Below are 579 nucleotides of genomic sequence, written 5' to 3' on the forward strand. Positions count from 1 at the left end.
GCGTCTTCGCCGATGGCCTCGCCGGCGACGATGAGGGTGGTGGAAGCCGGTATGCCGTCGGACGGCAGGGCGGCGAGTGCCGCCGGGGTGAGGGTCACATGGGTGACCTTCTGGTCCGCGAGTACGCGGACCAGGTTGGGGCCGGGCAGGAGTTCGTCGGCCGATGCCAGGACGAGGGCCGCGCCGCTCACGAACGCGGCACCGATCTCCGCGATGGCGGCGTCGAAGCTCGGCGAGGCCATCTGCAGGACACGGCTGTCCGCCTTGATCGCGAAACCGTCGCCCTGGGAAGTGGTCATGTGGGCGATGCCGTGGTGGGTGACGACGACGCCCTTGGGACGGCCCGTAGAGCCGGAGGTGTAGATGACATACGCCGGGTGCTCCACCCGCAGCGGCACACCCCGCTCACCGTCGGCCACATCCGTCGCCGACTGCCGCGCCACCTGCCGGATCACCGCGGGCTCGTCCAGGACCACCACATCGGTCCCGCCGACGTCACCCACGTCCACACCGTCCAGCGTCAGCACCACCACCGGCGCCGCGTCGGCCACCATGAACGCCATCCGCTCAGCCGGATAA

1 protein-coding gene is annotated in these 579 nt (G+C 70.5%); it reads right to left on the minus strand.

Annotation, left to right across the window (positions count from 1 at the left end; genetic code table 11):
- Window positions 1-579, minus strand: a 579-nt coding sequence (locus JK359_RS38555; RefSeq protein WP_201844401.1) for an AMP-binding protein, incomplete at both ends; no start/stop codon positions are given.

This window comes from Streptomyces actinomycinicus (assembly GCF_016741775.1).
Lineage (GTDB): Bacteria > Actinomycetota > Actinomycetes > Streptomycetales > Streptomycetaceae > Streptomyces > Streptomyces actinomycinicus.